The sequence below is a fragment of the Alsobacter metallidurans genome (assembly GCF_014636935.1).
Lineage (GTDB): Bacteria > Pseudomonadota > Alphaproteobacteria > Rhizobiales > Beijerinckiaceae > Alsobacter > Alsobacter metallidurans.
The window spans coordinates 2,139,942-2,154,408 of the sequence record NZ_BMES01000001.1 but is presented as its reverse complement, the minus strand read 5'-3'; the positions used below and the strand labels follow the sequence as shown (position 1 = coordinate 2,154,408).

General features: G+C 67.3%; 15 protein-coding genes. 1 reads left to right on the top strand and 14 read right to left on the bottom strand.

Translation table 11 applies throughout. The features are described 5' to 3' along the window. Positions 1-13: 13 nt before the first annotated feature. From IEV99_RS09875 to eno, 4 genes are all read right to left on the bottom strand, one after another. Positions 14-1,453 (bottom strand): pyruvate dehydrogenase complex E1 component subunit beta, encoded by a 1,440-nt coding sequence (locus tag IEV99_RS09875; RefSeq protein WP_188517467.1) that lies wholly within the window; start codon positions 1,451-1,453, stop codon positions 14-16. Between the two features lie 78 nt (positions 1,454-1,531). Then, on the bottom strand, positions 1,532-2,593 hold the full coding sequence (gene pdhA / locus IEV99_RS09870) for a pyruvate dehydrogenase (acetyl-transferring) E1 component subunit alpha (RefSeq protein ID WP_188517466.1): 1,062 nt from the start codon (positions 2,591-2,593) through the stop codon (positions 1,532-1,534). Positions 2,594-2,790: 197 nt separating this feature from the next. Beyond that, positions 2,791-3,123 carry an FtsB family cell division protein gene (locus IEV99_RS09865; RefSeq protein ID WP_188517465.1) on the bottom strand — a complete coding sequence of 111 codons (333 nt, stop codon included), beginning with the start codon at positions 3,121-3,123 and terminating at the stop codon, positions 2,791-2,793. A gap of 108 nt (positions 3,124-3,231) precedes the next feature. Further along, entirely contained in the window at positions 3,232-4,515 is a 1,284-nt protein-coding gene (gene eno, locus IEV99_RS09860; RefSeq protein ID WP_188517464.1) for a phosphopyruvate hydratase, read from the bottom strand. A gap of 181 nt (positions 4,516-4,696) precedes the next feature. Between eno and queF the strand changes: the two genes are divergently transcribed. Next, positions 4,697-5,146 (top strand): preQ(1) synthase, encoded by a 450-nt coding sequence (gene queF / locus IEV99_RS09855; RefSeq protein WP_188517463.1) that lies wholly within the window; start codon positions 4,697-4,699, stop codon positions 5,144-5,146. A 4-nt stretch (positions 5,147-5,150) separates the two neighbouring features. Here the strand turns inward: queF and kdsA are convergent, their stop codons facing one another. From kdsA to guaB, 10 genes are all read right to left on the bottom strand, one after another. Continuing rightward, a complete protein-coding gene (gene kdsA / locus IEV99_RS09850; RefSeq protein WP_188517462.1) occupies positions 5,151-5,990 on the bottom strand; it encodes a 3-deoxy-8-phosphooctulonate synthase in 840 nt (279 codons plus the stop codon). 55 nt (positions 5,991-6,045) lie between these two features. Next, the gene (locus tag IEV99_RS09845; RefSeq protein WP_244643723.1) at positions 6,046-6,348 is read right to left on the bottom strand and encodes a c-type cytochrome; all 303 of its coding nucleotides are present in this window, start codon (positions 6,346-6,348) and stop codon (positions 6,046-6,048) included. Positions 6,349-6,353: 5 nt separating this feature from the next. Further along, a complete protein-coding gene (gene der / locus IEV99_RS09840; protein WP_188517461.1) occupies positions 6,354-7,730 on the bottom strand; it encodes a ribosome biogenesis GTPase Der in 1,377 nt (458 codons plus the stop codon). A gap of 62 nt (positions 7,731-7,792) precedes the next feature. Continuing rightward, entirely contained in the window at positions 7,793-8,455 is a 663-nt protein-coding gene (locus IEV99_RS09835) for a tetratricopeptide repeat protein (RefSeq protein ID WP_188517460.1), read from the bottom strand. 120 nt (positions 8,456-8,575) lie between these two features. Beyond that, positions 8,576-9,151: an NnrU family protein gene (locus IEV99_RS09830; RefSeq protein WP_188517459.1), complete on the bottom strand. Its 576-nt coding sequence runs from the start codon at positions 9,149-9,151 to the stop codon at positions 8,576-8,578. Between the two features lie 130 nt (positions 9,152-9,281). Further along, positions 9,282-9,509: a hypothetical protein gene (locus IEV99_RS09825; RefSeq protein WP_188517458.1), complete on the bottom strand. Its 228-nt coding sequence runs from the start codon at positions 9,507-9,509 to the stop codon at positions 9,282-9,284. Positions 9,510-9,537: 28 nt separating this feature from the next. Continuing rightward, a complete protein-coding gene (guaA, locus tag IEV99_RS09820; RefSeq protein WP_188517457.1) occupies positions 9,538-11,097 on the bottom strand; it encodes a glutamine-hydrolyzing GMP synthase in 1,560 nt (519 codons plus the stop codon). A gap of 51 nt (positions 11,098-11,148) precedes the next feature. Continuing rightward, entirely contained in the window at positions 11,149-12,447 is a 1,299-nt protein-coding gene (locus tag IEV99_RS09815) for an RsmB/NOP family class I SAM-dependent RNA methyltransferase (RefSeq protein ID WP_188517456.1), read from the bottom strand. Beyond that, positions 12,444-12,854 carry an MAPEG family protein gene (locus tag IEV99_RS09810; RefSeq protein ID WP_188517455.1) on the bottom strand — a complete coding sequence of 137 codons (411 nt, stop codon included), beginning with the start codon at positions 12,852-12,854 and terminating at the stop codon, positions 12,444-12,446. The genes IEV99_RS09815 and IEV99_RS09810 overlap by 4 nt, the downstream gene beginning before the upstream one ends. 84 nt (positions 12,855-12,938) lie before the next feature. Next, positions 12,939-14,417 carry an IMP dehydrogenase gene (guaB, locus tag IEV99_RS09805; protein ID WP_188517454.1) on the bottom strand — a complete coding sequence of 493 codons (1,479 nt, stop codon included), beginning with the start codon at positions 14,415-14,417 and terminating at the stop codon, positions 12,939-12,941. Between the last annotated feature and the right edge of the window lie 50 nt (positions 14,418-14,467).

Here is a 14,467-nt window from a genome sequence, read left to right as displayed (position 1 = left end):
GGGCGCTCTCCGCTCAGCGATAGGTCACGGCGCGGCACGCCTCGATGACGTCGGCCACCGTGGGCAGCGCGAGCTTCTCGAGGTTGGCCGCGTAGGGCATCGGCACGTCCTTGCCGGTGACGCGCTTCACGGGGGCGTCGAGGTAATCGAACGCGCGCTCCATGATCTGCGCCGCGATCTCGGCGCCGACGCCCGACTGCGGCCAGCCCTCCTCCACGGTGACGCAGCGGCCGGTCTTCATCACCGAGGCCACGACGGTGTCGATGTCCATCGGCCGGATGGTGCGCAGGTCGATGACCTCGGCGTAGATGTGCTTCTTGGCGAGTTCCTCTGCCGCTTTCAGGGCGTAGGTCATGCCGATCGAGAAGGACACGATGGTGACGTCCTTGCCCGGGCGCGCGATGCGGGCCTTGCCGATGGGCAGCACGAAATCGTCCATCTTCGGCACGGGCGAGGACTGGCCGTACAGGATCTCGTTCTCGAGGAAGATCACCGGGTTGGCGTCGCGGATCGCGGCCTTGAGCAGGCCCTTGGCGTCGGCGGCGTTGGAGGGCGCGATGACCTTGAGGCCGGGCACCTGCGAGTACCAGGCCGTGTAGTCCTGGCTGTGCTGCGCGCCCACGCGGGCGGCGGCGCCGTTGGGGCCGCGGAACACGATGGGACAACCCATCTGGCCGCCCGACATGTAGAGCGTCTTGGCGGCCGAGTTGATGATCTGGTCGATCGCCTGCATGGCGAAGTTGAAGGTCATGAACTCCAGCACCGGCCGCAGGCCCGTCATCGCGGCGCCGACCGCGACACCCGCAAAGCCGTGCTCGGTGATCGGCGTGTCGATGACGCGGCGGGCCGAGAACTCCTGCAGCAGGCCCTGCGTGATCTTGTAGGCGCCCTGGTATTCGGCGACCTCCTCGCCCATCACGAAGACGTTCTCGTCTCGGCGCATCTCCTCCGCCATGGCGTCGCGAAGCGCCTCGCGCATGGTGGTGGCGACCATCTCGGTCCCGGCCGGGATTTCGGCCGAGCTGTCATAGGCGCCCTGGGTCGGCGAAGCAGGGGCTGCCGGCACAGTGGCGGGCGCGCTCGGCTCGGGCGCGCGCTCTTCCTTGGGGGCGGCGGGCGCCGCTTCGGTTGCGGCGTTGGCGGCCGCGACTTCCGACTTGGCGGCGGCCTGGCCACCTCCCCCGCCGGCCGCTGCGGCCGCGACATCCTCGCCGTCCACGGCCAGGATGGCGATCTTCTCATTCACCGCGACGTCATTGGCGCCGGCCGGCACCAGGATCTTGGCGATGACGCCCTCGTCGACCGCCTCGACCTCCATGGTGGCCTTGTCGGTCTCGATCTCGGCGATGATGTCGCCGGGCTTCACCGTGTCGCCCTCGTTTTTGAGCCACTTGGCGAGGTTGCCCTTCTCCATGGTGGGAGACAGGGCAGGCATCAGGATGTCGATCGGCATGGGCGGGAAACCCCAACGAGAGAGAAGGTCGGCGGGACGCGGCGGCCGCCCGGATGGCGGCCGTCGTCGCGGGCGCGTTCAGTTCAGGATGTCGGTCCAGAGCTCGGACGGATCCGGCTCGGGATCGTTGGTGGCGAACTCGGCCGCCTCGTTGACGATCTCGCGAACCTTGCCGTCCACGGCCTTGAGCTCGTCCTCGGACACTTTCCAGTGCTCAAGCAGCCGCTTGCGGACCTGCTCGATGGGATCCCGCTCTTCGCGCATCTTCTGCACTTCGTCCTTGGACCGGTACTTGGCCGGGTCGGACATGGAGTGGCCGCGATAGCGGTAGGTCTGCATCTCGAGGATGTAGGGGCCCTTGCCGTCGCGGCACCACTGCACGGCGCGCTGGCCCGCGGCGTAAACCGCCCGGACGTCCATGCCGTCGACCTGCTCACCCGGGATGTTGAACGAGATGCCGCGCTTGGAGAAATCCGTCTGCGCGGAGGCGCGCGACACAGAGGTGCCCATGGCGTAGCGGTTGTTCTCGATGATGTAGATCACCGGGAGCTTCCAGAGCTCCGCCATGTTGAAGCTCTCGTAGACCTGGCCCTGGTTGGCCGCGCCGTCGCCGAAATAGGTCAGCGAGACATTGTCGTTCTTGCGGTAGATGTTGGCGAAGGCCAGCCCGGTGCCGAGAGACACCTGCGCGCCCACGATGCCGTGGCCGCCGTAGAAGTGCTTCTCCTTGCTGAACATGTGCATGGAGCCGCCCTTGCCCTTCGAAAGGCCGCCGCGGCGCCCCGTGAGCTCGGCCATCACGCCCTTGGCTTCCATGCCGCAGGCCAGCATATGGCCGTGGTCGCGGTAGCCAGTGATGACCTGGTCGCCTTCCTTGGTGGCCATCTGCATGCCGACCACGACGGCTTCCTGGCCGATATAGAGGTGGCAGAAGCCGCCGATGAGGCCCATGCCGTACATCTGGCCGGCCTTCTCCTCGAAGCGGCGGATCAGCAGCATCTCGCGATAAGCAGTGAGATCCTGCTCGCGGGTCAGGTCGGCGATGTCTGGCGATTTGCCGCGCGCGGAACGAGAGGGGGCTTGGCTCTTGGGCGCGCCGATCTTCGACGCGGCCGGGCTCTTGCGGGCGACGATCGCCATGGGCTCCTCCTTGTCACCCCATTCGGGGTTCAACTGTCGGCAAGACATTAGCCGAAGCGAAATGGAGAAGCGAGAGGCCCAAAGGCAGGCATATTCGACTTGTCGACAAGACAAGCGATTGAGATTACACGAATTTCGTGGATGAACTGAGTTTTAGTTCATCGTGTTTTTTGCGACGCAGCGCTTGCTGCACCGCATCATTGGACGGTGGCGGCGACTGGTCCCGTCATGATCACGACGTCGTTGCGGTGCAGGCGGTTCAGCGTGAGCCGCGCGCGTTCGTCGAGGAGATCGCGGTCCATGGTGGCGGGCCGGAGCATCGCGACGCGGCGCTCCCAATCCACGCGCTCTTCCTTGATGGAGTCGAAATCCGCCTGCAAGCCGCGGATCTGCATCTTCAGCGCCATCTTGGTCTCGATGCCGCGGCTGCCGTGCTGCGCATGGTAGACAAAGTAGGACACGACCAACGCCGACGCCGTGTAGAGCGCGAGCGGAATCAGGAACTTGCGGAGGCGATAGCGAACGACCATACGGGCAGGATGGCGCGCGATGGTTGAGCGTTCGTTAACGTCCAGGCCGGCAATCAAAAGAGAGCCCGCGCCTAGCGGCCGGGCCCTCTCTCCCCGTCTCAGTAGCAGTTAGCGCATCGCCTTCAGCGCGCCGCGGCCGGCGTAGCGAGCTTGTGCGCCGAGCTCTTCCTCGATGCGGATGAGCTGGTTGTACTTCGCCAACCGGTCGGAGCGGGCCAGCGAGCCGGTCTTGATCTGCCCGCAATTCGTCGCCACCGCGAGATCCGCGATGGTGGCGTCCTCGGTCTCGCCCGAGCGATGCGACATCACGGCCGTGTAGCCGGCGCGCTGCGCCATTTCGACGGCCGCCAGCGTCTCCGTCAGCGAGCCGATCTGGTTGACCTTGACGAGGATGGAGTTCGCCACGCCCTTCTGGATGCCGTCCGACAGGCGCGTCACGTTGGTGACGAACAGGTCGTCGCCCACCAGCTGGCACTTGGAGCCGACCAGGTCGGTGACGATCTTCCAGCCCTCCCAGTCGTCCTCGGACATGCCGTCCTCGATGGAGGCGATCGGGTAGGCGCCGACGAGCTTGGCGAGGTACTCGGCCTGCTCCTGGATCGAGCGGGTCTTGCCCTCGCCCTCGTAGTGGTAGGCGCCGTTCTTGAAGAACTCGGTGGCGGCGCAATCCAGCGCGATCATCATGTCCTCGCCGGCCTTGAAGCCCGATTTGCCGATGGACTCCATGACGAAGTCGAGCGCCGCTTCGGCGGACGGCAGGTTGGGGGCGAAGCCGCCCTCGTCGCCAACATTGGTGTTGTGGCCAGCCTGCTTCAGCGCGCTCTTGAGGGTGTGGAACACCTCCGCGCCCATGCGGACCGCCTCGGACAGCGAGGACGCGCCGACCGGCATCACCATGAATTCCTGGAAGTCGATCGGGTTGTCGGCATGGGCGCCGCCGTTGACGATGTTCATCATCGGCACGGGCAGGATTCGGGCAGACGTTCCGCCGACATAGCGGTACAGCGGCAGCGCGCTGGCGTCCGCCGCCGCCTTGGCGACCGCGAGCGAGACGCCCAGGATGGCGTTGGCGCCGAGGCGGCTCTTGTTCGGAGTGCCGTCAAGGTCGATCATGGTCTCGTCGATCTTGACCTGATCCTCGGCGTCCATGCCGCCGATGGCGTCGTAGATCTCGCGGTTGACGCTGTCGACCGCCTTCAGCACGCCCTTGCCCATGTAGCGGGCCTTGTCGCCGTCGCGCAGTTCCACGGCCTCGTGCGCGCCCGTGGAGGCGCCGGACGGCACCGCGGCGCGGCCCATCGAGCCGTCCTCGAGGATGACATCCACCTCGACGGTTGGGTTGCCGCGGCTGTCCAGGATTTCGCGGGCGATGACGTCGACGATGGCGGTCATGAGGTCCTCCTGAGGTCCGTCCCGGAGCCTGGCGGCGCGGGTTTCCTCGCGGCTTTTAAGCCAAGCTGGCCGTGACGCAAGGCGCCGCAGAGGCTATGTCGGAGGCTGACCCTCGACCCTTTGGATGAAACGCGCTAAGTCGCCGCCAAACCGTGGGCGCAGCGCCCGCCACAGGTGAACCATGACCATCGAGACCACGCAGCTCGGCAAGCCGAGCGCCATCCCGGCGTCGCCCGAGGAGGCTGTGCTGGACCGGGTGCCGAACCCGCATCCCGGAACGCTTTATCTCGCGCGCTTCACGGCGCCGGAATTCACGTCGATCTGCCCGGTTACGGGCCAACCGGACTTCGGCATCCTGGTGATCGACTATGCGCCCGGCGAGTGGCTGGTGGAGTCCAAGTCGCTGAAGCTGTTTCTCACCAGCTTCCGCAACCACGGCGCCTTCCACGAGGACTGCACGGTCGGCATCGGCATGAAGCTGGTGGATCTGCTGGCGCCCCGGTGGCTGCGCATCGGCGGCTACTGGTATGCGCGCGGCGGCATTCCGATCGACGTATTCTGGCAGACCGCCGAGCCCCCGAAGGGGCTCTGGCTGCCGGACCAAGGCGTCCCGCCCTACCGGGCGCGCTAAGCCGTCAGCTTTTCGCCAGCCGGTCAAACGCCATGAGGCGCTCCAACAGCGCCGGCATCTCGCGCAGCGGCACCATGTTCGGCCCATCCGAGAACGCCTTCTCGGGCTGCTCATGCGTTTCGATGAAGACGCCGGCCACGCCGACCGCGACGGCGGCGCGCGACAGCACGGGCACGAACTCGCGCTGGCCGCCCGAGGAGGTCCCCTGCCCGCCCGGCTGCTGCACCGAATGCGTGGCGTCGAAGATCACCGGCGCGCCGATGGCCGCCATGATGGGCAGCGAGCGCATGTCGGTGACCAGCGTGTTGTAGCCGAAGGAGGCGCCGCGCTCCGTCACCATCACGTTCGCGTTGCCCGCGCCCGTCACCTTGGCGACGACGTTCGCCATGTCCCACGGAGCCAGGAACTGGCCTTTCTTGACGTTTACGACCGCGCCCGTGTTCGCGGCCGCGATCAGCAGGTCGGTCTGGCGGCACAGGAACGCCGGGATCTGCAGAACGTCGACCACCGCGGCCACGGGCGCGCACTGGGCGGCGTCGTGCACGTCGGTCAGAACCGGCAGGCCGAGCGTCTCCTTGATCTCGGCGAAGACGCCTAGCGCCGCATCAAGGCCGACGCCGCGGGGTCCTGACGCCGAGGTCCGGTTCGCCTTGTCGAAGGACGTCTTGAACACGAACGGCAGGCCGAGCTTGCCGGTGATCTCCTTCAGCGCCGCCGCCATCTCGAGCGCGTGGCTGCGGCTCTCCATCGCGCAAGGCCCGGCGATCAACGCGAGCGGCAGGGCGTTGCCGAAGCGGACGGAGCCGATCGACACGACGGGGTTGGGGCGGTTGGCGTCAGACATGGCGAGCTTTCTCGATCTTACGGCGCTTGGACGCGAGGGCGGCTTTCGCGGCGGCTCAGGACCTCGGCAGGGAGGCGTAGTATTCGGCAAGCGCCTCGAAGTCCTGCTCCGTCATGTGGCGGGACATGTAGCGCATTTCCTTGTGCGGCCGCTTGCCGGTCCGGAACGCCTTGAGCTGGTTCAGGAGATAGACGACGTTCTGCCCCGCCAGATGCGGCACCTCGACGTCCTTGGCGATGCCATCAAGACCGTGGCACGGCGCGCAGGCGTCGACCTGAACGGGCGCCCGCGCGGTTTGCGCCGCCGCGGGGCCGGCCAGGAGCACGAAGCCGCAGAGGATCGTCGACGCGCGCAGCATGGCCCTCACTTCTTGTCGTACGGGTTCTCGGGCGTGCGCAGGCTCATCCGGATCGGCGTGCCGGGCAAGTCGAACGCCTCGCGCAGGCCGTTGATGAGGTAGCGCACGTAGCTGTCAGGCAGCCCATCCATCTGGTTGCCGAACAGCGCGAAATGCGGCGGGCGCGCCTTCACCTGCGTCATGTAGCGGATCTTGATGCGCCGGCCCGACACGGCGGGCGGCGGGTGATGCTCCAGGATGCGGGTCAGCCACTTGTTGAGCTGCGCCGTGGAGACGCGCTTGGACCAGATCTCCGAGGCCTTGAAACAAGCCTCCAGCATCTTGTCCAGCCCTTCGCCCGTCAGCGCCGAGACGGGCACCACGAGCGCGCCCTTGACGTTGGACATCAGCCGCTCGGCGTCCGCGACCATCTGCTTGAACTTGCCGGGTTCGCCCGCCACCAGGTCCCACTTGTTGACCGCGATCACAAGGGCGCGGCCCTCCTTCTCGACGAGCCCCAGGATGGCGAGATCCTGCTTCTCGAACGGGATGGTGGCGTCAAGCAGCAGCACGACGACCTCGGCGAAGCGCACGGCGCGCAGGCCGTCCGCAATCGAGAGCTTCTCGAGCTTGTCTTCCACCTTGGCGCGCTTGCGCATGCCGGCGGTGTCGAACAGCTTCACGGGCCGGCCCCGCCATTCCCAGTTGATGCCGATCGAATCGCGGGTGATGCCGGCCTCCGGTCCCACCAGCAGACGCTCTTCGCCCAGGAGGCGGTTGATCAGCGTCGACTTGCCAGCGTTGGGGCGACCGACGATAGCGATGCGCAGGGGGCGAACGACGTCGTCGCCCTCCTCGTCGCCATCGCGCTCCTCGTCCTCGAAGGGCTCCTCGGGCAGCGCCGTATGCTCCGGCAGGGCCTGAAGAAGCGCGTCGTAGAAGTCCGACAGACCTTCGCCATGCTCGGCCGAGATCGGCACCGGGTCGCCGAGCCCCAGCCCGAAGGCCTCGTAGGTCTGCAGGCCCACGGCGCGGCTCTCGGCCTTGTTGGCAAGGAGCACCACGGGCTTGCCGGCGCGCCGCACCAGCCCGGCGAAATGCCGGTCGATGGGCGTCACGCCCGCACGCGCGTCGATCACGAAGATGATCGCGTCGGCGTCCTGGATTGCGGCTTCGGTCTGCTGGCGCATGCGCCCGGCCAGCGAGGCGCCGTCGGCGTCCTCCAGTCCGGCGGTGTCGATGGCCGTGAAGGTGAGGTCTCCGAGACGGGCCTCGCCCTCGCGGCGGTCGCGCGTGACGCCGGGCTGGTCGTCTACCAGCGCGAGCTTCTTGCCGACGAGGCGGTTGAACAATGTCGACTTGCCGACATTCGGCCGACCGATGATGGCGACCGTGAAGGTCATGACGGGCCTCTTTTCAGGCGCGGCGTCCGGCTCCGGCCGGGCGCGCGAGGACTAAGGCCGGCTCAGGAGGCCGGCTTGATGGGTCCGGAACGCACGATGCCGAGCAGCAGGTCCGCCCGTTGTTTCAGCGACGGCGGGGCGTTGCGGTCGGTGACGATCTCGTCGAACGCCTTGCCGGCAGCGTCGTAGTCGCCAGCCTTCAACGAGGCGAGACCGAGGAGCTCGCGCGCATTGGCGCCCCAGGCGTTGCCGGCGGCCAGGAGCGGCTGCAAGCGCGTGCGCAGTTCGTCCAGGCTCGCAGTGTCGGCGAGCAGCATGGCCGCCCTCAAGCGCGCCAGGTCCCGGAGGATCGGGGCGACGCTCGTGTCTGCCGCCAACGCGTCATAGGTCTTGGCGCCGTCCGCGGGGGACTGCTTGGCCTGCTCGGCGGCTTGGCGGAACCGCGCCAGGCGCTGGTAGCCGGCCGTGGAATCCTTGGCGATGGCCGCGAATTCCTGCTCGGCCTCGTCGGTATCGCCAGCGCGCGACTTTTCGATCGCGGTTTCGAAACGGGCGCCCGCGGCTTCGGCGCGCTGCGCCTCATAAGATTGGTAAGCGCGCCAGCCGCCGGTCGCCGCGACGGCCACGAACGCGACCGCGATCAGCTTGGAGCCGTGGTTTTTCCAGAACTCGAGCGCCTTGTCGCGCCGGACGTCCTCGTCAATCTCGCGAAAAATGTCGGCCATGGCCGGCTAAGTTCCTCTCGGGGGCCGTTCGGCCCGTTCGCCCGACATGCGGGACACTGTCGCGCAGGCGATTAACACGGGGGCGCGGCTTTGTCATGCCGGGCCGGCCTCGCCAATGCTTCAGAAATTGACCACCGGGACGCCGATCAGCAGCGGATGCAGGAAGATGAAGGCGCCATAGAGCACCGTCCCGAGCACCACCGCGACCACGTCGTTCAGTCGCCCGCCATACTGGATCTTGATCTCGCCCGCGCGCTCGCGGCGCTTCACCGAGATTCGGTCGTAAACTGCCCAGGCCAGAAATGACCCGAACAGGATCATCGAGCCGAGGTCCCCGTTCACGAGGAGGTGGGCCAAGGCCCAGAGCTTCACGGCGACCAGCATCGGGTGCTTCAAAACTCGCTTGATGCCGCCCGGCACATAGGCGGCCACCAGGCAGATCATGGCGGGCCACATCAGCAGCATCGTGGCGTGGCGCATGCCGGCTGGCGGATCCCAGACCTGGATGTAACCCGTGTCGCGATAGCTCTTGAAGCCGTACACGATGAGAATGAGCCCCAGCAAAGAGGCGAGGCTGTAAAGCCCCTTGTAGGGCCCCTCCCCCATGCGGGCGACGAGCGCCTCGCGCGTGGGCCGGAGCGTCGTGAGCGTGTGGACGCCGAGAAAAACGACGATGCCGAGAATGAGAATGGTCATGAGGCGCCCTGCTGCAACGCTTTACCTTCGCGGCTCGCGTCGCGGCCCGCAAGCTTTGGGTGAGACGCGCCGCGCGGCCCACGCCGCCATTGGCCGCCGGCGCGGCGCCCCCAAGCCCCAACGAAGCGGATCAGCCCAGCGTGTCGAGGTAATCCTCGATCTCGTCGATGTCGGCAGAGAACAGGTAGTCCTTGTCGCCAAACACGATCTTCATGGTTTGGGCGTCCCGCAGCATGTAGCCGCCATGCGCGAGCACGTTCTTGTCAGGCTTCTGCGCCGTCATGAGATGCAGACCCAGCCGCACGCAAAGCCGCTTGATGCGGCGCTCACGGGACGGCGTTGCGGCTTTCTGGCTCATGACGGGGTCGCGTCGGTGCGATGCAGCCTCATTCCCACTCAATCGTGCCCGGCGGCTTTGACGTCACGTCGTAGACGACCCGGTTGATGCCGCGCACCTCGTTGATGATGCGGGTGGCGACGTGGCCGACGAAGCGCATGTCGAAGGGGTAGAAATCGGCCGTCATGCCGTCCACCGAGGTGACGGCGCGCAGGCCGCAGACGAAGTCGTAGGTGCGGCCGTCGCCCATGACGCCGACGGTGCGCACCGGCAGCAGCACCGCGAAGGCCTGCCAGATGTCGTCATAAAGGCCGGCGCGGCGGATCTCCTCGAGGTAGATCTCGTCGGCGAGACGCAGGATGTCGCACTTTTCCTTGGTGACCTCGCCCGGGATCCGAATGGCGAGGCCCGGCCCCGGAAACGGGTGGCGGCTGACAAAGGCTTCGGGAAGGCCGAGCTCGCGGCCAAGCACGCGCACCTCGTCCTTGAAGAGCTCGCGCAACGGCTCCACGAGCTTCATGTTCATGCGCTCGGGCAGGCCGCCGACATTGTGGTGCGACTTAATGGTGACCGAAGGTCCGCCCGTGAAAGAGACGCTCTCGATCACGTCCGGGTAGAGCGTGCCCTGGGCCAGGAAATCGGCGCCGCCGACCTTCTTCGCCTCGGCCTCGAACACCTCGATGAACAACCGCCCAATAGTCTTGCGCTTGGTTTCGGGGTCCGACACGCCGGCCAGGGCGCCCAGGAACGTTTCCTCGGCGTCCACGTGCACGAGCGGGATGTTGTAGCTGTCACGAAACAGCGCCACGACCTTCTTGCCTTCGGCAAGGCGCAGCAGGCCATGGTCGACGAAGACGCAGGTCAGCTGGTCGCCAATCGCCTCGTGGATCAGAACGGCCGCAACGGCGGAATCGACACCGCCCGAAAGGCCGCAGATTACCCTGCCCTGCCCGACCTGGGCGCGGATGCGCGCGATGGCCTCCTCGCGAAAGGCCTTCATCGACCAGTCGCCGGCGCAGCCCGCGATCTTGCGCACGAAGTTGCGGATCAGCGCCGCGCCATTCGGGGTGTGGATCACCTCCGGGTGGAACATCAGCCCGTAGTAGTTGCGTGCGGCGTCGCCGATCACCGCATAGGGCGCGTTGGGCGAGACGCCGAAGCGCGTGAAGCCGGGCGGCAGCTTGGTGATGCGGTCGCCGTGGCTCATCCAGACGGGATAATTCTCGCCCTTGGTCCAGACGCCCTCGAACAGCGGCGCTTCCTCGAGCACCTCGACCTCGGCGCGGCCGAACTCGCGGTGATGGCCGCCCTCCACCTCGCCGCCGAGCTGCGCGGCCATGCACATTTGGCCGTAGCAGATGCCGAGCACCGGCACGCCGCTGTCGAAGATGGCCTGAGGGGCGCGCGGGCTGCCCTCCTCGTGAACGGACTCAGGTCCGCCCGAGAGAATGACAGCCTTGGGCTTCATCTCGGCGAAAGCCTTCCCGGCGGACTGGAAGGGCACGATCTCGGAGTAGACGCCCTCCTCGCGCACGCGGCGCGCGATCAGCTGGGTCACCTGGCTGCCGAAGTCGACGATGAGGATCTTGTCGTGATGATGCTCGGTCATGGCGGTCGGATAATCCCCTGTCTGGAGCGGCGCAATCTCGTTTGGTGCGGGTCAGCTCGTGCGGCGCAACAGGGCGACAAAAAAGCCGTCGGTCCCGGTGCGCTTTGGGCTCATCTGCAGCCCGTGGCCGGCCGGGCTCGAAAAGGCAGCAAGCTCGCCAAGGCCCGCGTCCGCGGCCGCCTTTGCGGGGGCGATCACCGCGTAGCCGGCGTTGCGGTCGAGAAAGCCCGCTACGGCCTCGTCGTTCTCGGCCGGAAGCACCGAGCAGGTCACATAGGCGATGCGGCCGCCCGGCTTCACGAACGTCGCGGCTCTGTCGAGCACGGCCGCCTGCTCGGCGATGCGGCTGTCGAGGCTGTTGGGGCGGACGCGCCACTTGGCGTCCGGATTGCGCCGCCAAGTGCCCGTGCCCGTGCAGGGCGCGTCGACCAAAACGAGGTCGGCGTGGCCGCGCATGTCGCGCAGCGGCTCGTCATCCTTGCCCTTGGGGCCCTTCACCTGGACGTTGCGCGCGCCGGCGCGGGTCAGACGATCAAAGATCGGCGCGAGGCGGCGCTTGTCGCTGTCGGTCGCGAAGATCTGGCCGCGGTTGTCCATCTGCGCCGCCAGGGCGAGCGCCTTGCCGCCGCCGCCGGCGCACAGGTCCACCACCTGCATCCCGGGGTCGGCCGCGGCCAGCATCGCGGCGAGTTGCGAGCCCTCGTCCTGGATCTCGATCCACCCCTTCTGGAAGGCGGCTTCGGACTGCACGTTCGGCGCGCGGGCGTTCTCGGGAACGTTGATGCGCAGGCCGAGAGGCGAGTGCGGCGTGGGCACGACTCCGAGATGGGCGAGCTCCGCCATGGCCTTCTCACGTGTCGCTTTGAGCGCATTCACCCGCATGTCGACCGGGGCGCGGGCCGCGAGCGCGGAGAGTTCCTCGGCACGGCTCTCGCCGAACACGGCCGAGAATTGCCCGTCGAGCCATTCGGGATAGTCGCCCGCCACCCAGGCCGGCGCGTCATCCAGCGTGCGGGTGGTGAGCGCCACGCGCTCTTCGTCGGTCAGCGGCTCGGGCGCGAAGCGCTCGCCCGTGAAAAGCGCCGCGAGGCGGTCGACGTCCCAGCCATGAGCCAGAATGAGCGAGCCCATCAGAACGGCGCGCGGCGTGTCCGCGCCCGCGATCCAGGCGCTCGAGGCTTTTCGGCGCAGAGCGTCGAACACGAGGCTGCCGATGGCGGAGCGGTCGCCCGAACCGGCGAAGCGGTGGGCGAGGCCCCAATCTTTCAAGGCGTCCGAGGCTGGGCGACGGCGGGTCTCGATGTCGGCCAGGACTTCGATGGCGGCGGAGAGGCGTGCGGCAGGTGTCATGGAATAAGCAGCCTCAGGACGATCAACGCCCACATGATGATGAGAACGGCCACGCCGGCCAGAAACACGCGAAAGCGGGTTTGGACGTCGTTCGAGCCCGTATGGATGAAGGCGTGGAGGACACGGGTTACGACGAACAGCCAGGCCAGAACCAGCATCAGGATGTCGGTCGCCCGGATAAAGATGGCGATGCCGCACAGGACGTAGAAGAGGACCGGCGTCTCGAACTGGTTGGCGTAGTTGTTGGAGAACTTGCGCACGTCCTCCGGCCAACCCTCGTTGGCGACCGCGATGGCGCCGATCTTTACCCGCCGCTCGCGCAGGGCCTTGAAGCGCGCCGAGCCCGTGGCGAACAGGACGACGAAGGTCAGCAGCACCTGGGCGAGAACCGGGTAAAGAAGCGGCATGGGTCGATCTACCTTTCGGGCGCCGACCGATCATGGGGGATGGGCCGGCCGTGTGGGTCTCGCCTCTCCGGCGTACGACGTTTGCTAGACGCGCGTCGGGTAGTTCGGGCTCTCGCGCGTGATCGTCACGTCGTGCACATGGCTCTCGCGCAGGCCCGCCGAGGTGATGCGGACGAACTCGGCCTTGTCGCGAAATTCCTGCAGCGTCGCCGCTCCCACATAGCCCATGGCGGCGCGCAGGCCGCCCGCGAGCTGATGCAGCACGCCGCCGACCGGACCTTTGTAGGCAACCTGTCCCTCGATGCCTTCCGGCACGAGCTTCAAGGCGTCCTTGATATCCTGCTGGAAGTAGCGGTCGGCCGAGCCGCGCGCCATGGCGCCCACCGAACCCATGCCGCGATAGGCCTTGTAGGAGCGGCCCTGGTAGAGAAATACCTCGCCGGGGCTTTCGTCCGTACCGGCCAGCAGCGAGCCCACCATCGCGCACTCGGCGCCGGCGGCCAGCGCTTTGGCGAGGTCACCCGAGAACTTGATGCCGCCGTCGGCGATCACGGGCGTGTCGGCCTTATGGGCGGCTTCCACGGCGTCCATGATGGCGGTGAGCTGCGGCACGCCAACGCCCGCCACGATGCGGGTGGTGCAGATGGAGCCCGGGCCGATGCCGATCTTAACGGCGTCCGCGCCGGCGTCGATCAGCGCCTGCGTGCCCGCCCGGGTGGCGACGTTGCCGGCGACGACCTGAACGGAATTCGACAGCTTCTTAATGCGGGTCACCGACTCCAGAACCCGCTGGGAATGGCCGTGGGCGGTGTCGACCACCAGCACGTCGCAGCCGGCGTCGATCAGCAGTTCGGCCCGCAGAAAGCCCTGCTCGCCCACCGTGGTGGCGGCCGCCACGCGAAGCCGCCCGGCCTCGTCCTTGGAGGCGTTCGGGTGCGTGACCTGCTTCTCCATGTCCTTCACGGTGATCAGGCCGATGCAGCGGTAGTGGTCGTCCACAACCAGCAGTTTCTCGATGCGGAACTGGTGCAGCAGGCGCTTGGCCTCGTCCTGGCTGACGCCTTCACGGACCGTGATCAGCCGGTCCTTGGTCATCAACTCGGCGACGGGCTGCTGAGGGTGGGTGGCGAAGCGCACGTCGCGATTGGTGAGGATGCCGACCAGCATGCCGGGCTTGCCGGCCGGGCCGCGCTCCACCACCGGGATGCCCGAGATGCCGTGGCGCTTCATCAGGTCGAGCGCTTCGGCGAGCGTTTCGTCCGGGTGGATGGTGACGGGGTTCACCACCATGCCGCTCTCGAACTTCTTGACCTTGCGGATCTCGGCCGCCTGGGCCTCCGGGTCGAAGTTGCGATGAATGACGCCGAGGCCGCCGGCCTGCGCCATCGCAATCGCCATCGGGGCCTCGCTGACGGTGTCCATCGCAGAGGAGATGATCGGCAGGTTCAGCTTGATCGTGCGGGTGAGCCGCGTCGCCACGCTGACGTCGCCGGGCATCACTTCGGAGTGGCCGGGCTGCAGCAGCACGTCATCGAATGTGAGCGCTTCGCGGATCGTCGCCATGGCCAACTCCTCTGTCCCGACCGGATAAACGAAAAGAGCGCCTCGGGGCG

What these genes read in the sequence shown, in the direction of transcription:
- IEV99_RS09875 (WP_188517467.1), bottom strand. Translation starts at nt 1,453, where the DNA reads ATGCCGATCGACATCCTGATGCCTGCCCTGTCTCCCACCATGGAGAAG.
- pdhA (WP_188517466.1), bottom strand. Translation starts at nt 2,593, where the DNA reads ATGGCGATCGTCGCCCGCAAGAGCCCGGCCGCGTCGAAGATCGGCGCG.
- IEV99_RS09865 (WP_188517465.1), bottom strand. Translation starts at nt 3,123, where the DNA reads ATGGTCGTTCGCTATCGCCTCCGCAAGTTCCTGATTCCGCTCGCGCTC.
- eno (WP_188517464.1), bottom strand. Translation starts at nt 4,515, where the DNA reads ATGACCGCCATCGTCGACGTCATCGCCCGCGAAATCCTGGACAGCCGC.
- queF (WP_188517463.1), top strand. Translation starts at nt 4,697, where the DNA reads ATGACCATCGAGACCACGCAGCTCGGCAAGCCGAGCGCCATCCCGGCG.
- kdsA (WP_188517462.1), bottom strand. Translation starts at nt 5,990, where the DNA reads ATGTCTGACGCCAACCGCCCCAACCCCGTCGTGTCGATCGGCTCCGTC.
- IEV99_RS09845 (WP_244643723.1), bottom strand. Translation starts at nt 6,348, where the DNA reads ATGCTGCGCGCGTCGACGATCCTCTGCGGCTTCGTGCTCCTGGCCGGC.
- der (WP_188517461.1), bottom strand. Translation starts at nt 7,730, where the DNA reads ATGACCTTCACGGTCGCCATCATCGGTCGGCCGAATGTCGGCAAGTCG.
- IEV99_RS09835 (WP_188517460.1), bottom strand. Translation starts at nt 8,455, where the DNA reads ATGGCCGACATTTTTCGCGAGATTGACGAGGACGTCCGGCGCGACAAG.
- IEV99_RS09830 (WP_188517459.1), bottom strand. Translation starts at nt 9,151, where the DNA reads ATGACCATTCTCATTCTCGGCATCGTCGTTTTTCTCGGCGTCCACACG.
- IEV99_RS09825 (WP_188517458.1), bottom strand. Translation starts at nt 9,509, where the DNA reads ATGAGCCAGAAAGCCGCAACGCCGTCCCGTGAGCGCCGCATCAAGCGG.
- guaA (WP_188517457.1), bottom strand. Translation starts at nt 11,097, where the DNA reads ATGACCGAGCATCATCACGACAAGATCCTCATCGTCGACTTCGGCAGC.
- IEV99_RS09815 (WP_188517456.1), bottom strand. Translation starts at nt 12,447, where the DNA reads ATGACACCTGCCGCACGCCTCTCCGCCGCCATCGAAGTCCTGGCCGAC.
- IEV99_RS09810 (WP_188517455.1), bottom strand. Translation starts at nt 12,854, where the DNA reads ATGCCGCTTCTTTACCCGGTTCTCGCCCAGGTGCTGCTGACCTTCGTC.
- guaB (WP_188517454.1), bottom strand. Translation starts at nt 14,417, where the DNA reads ATGGCGACGATCCGCGAAGCGCTCACATTCGATGACGTGCTGCTGCAG.